The following is a 926-nucleotide window of genomic DNA, read 5'->3' as shown; positions in this document are numbered from 1 at the left end:
GAGGGTGTCATAGAACTCTTCTCACACCGTGATGATCGTGCTTCCCGGATTGTCTCCGCGTTCGTAATTGGTGATTGCGACGACCAGGCGAAGACACAGTGCGAGGAAGACCTGCGCTCGTGCGTGGGCGCGGCCTCGGGCGTGCGTTCGCCCGAGGCCGCAGTCCTTCACTGATTCGTTGGTTCGTTCCACTCCAGTGCGGCGATTGTACGTCTGGTTTAGTATCGATTGTTTCAGCTGTACATCCTCGCTGTGTTTCTCAATGCGGTCCTCGACCCTGTATTCGATATCTTTCGGGTCGTCAGCGTTTCTAGCATTGTACGGGGCGACTGGCACGACCCCTGCGGCCAGCAGGTGGTCGTGCCAGTCGAGGGTGTCGTAGGCGCTGTCACCGACCATCCAAATCGGCTTGGCGACGGCGAGCGCGTCACAGGTGACGCGCATCGCCGTCTCTTCTGGCGCTTGTTTGCTCTCGGTGAACTCCGCTGCAATCGGTATTTTTTGTCCGGTCGAAACAATCGTACAGCCGTAGCCGTAGTAGTACTCTTCATCGGTTGGATCGTAGCATTTCGACGCATCTTGGTCAGCGGGCATCGCCCTCACGTCGGTTGAATCGATGCAGTAGGTCAAGTCGAGCAGGCCGCGCCGGGCGGCCTGCTCGACGAGGTGGTCAAAGACTTCGTCGACGACGTGTTCGAGGTCAGTAAGGAACCGATCGACCGCGTCTCTTGACGGCGGTCGATCGAAGCCACAGCTCAGCCAGACAACCGTGTTCTGAAGCTCCCGCTCAGCAGGACGAATTCCGTAGATATCACGGTAATAGCAGTGGAGGAACCCACGCAGCATCTCTGGTGGTTTATGCTCTCGTGTTCGCCCCGTCTCCGCCGGGGCGAACACGTCGAACTCGCCAAGAAACTCGAAGGAGA

The 926-nt window shown here is 58.3% G+C and carries 1 protein-coding gene; it reads right to left on the bottom strand.

Annotated features, from left to right (window positions below; translation table 11 throughout):
- Nucleotides 1-21 precede the first annotated feature (21 nt).
- Nucleotides 22-926: IS5-like element ISHma6 family transposase (locus tag G9463_RS23755; RefSeq protein WP_165898004.1), on the bottom strand; the 905-nt coding region annotated here is incomplete at its 5' end.

The sequence above is a fragment of the Haloarcula sp. JP-Z28 genome, assembly GCF_011440255.1.
Lineage (GTDB): Archaea > Halobacteriota > Halobacteria > Halobacteriales > Haloarculaceae > Haloarcula > Haloarcula marismortui.
Note: the sequence above shows the minus strand (reverse complement) of the source record. Positions and strands in the feature narration are given on the sequence as shown.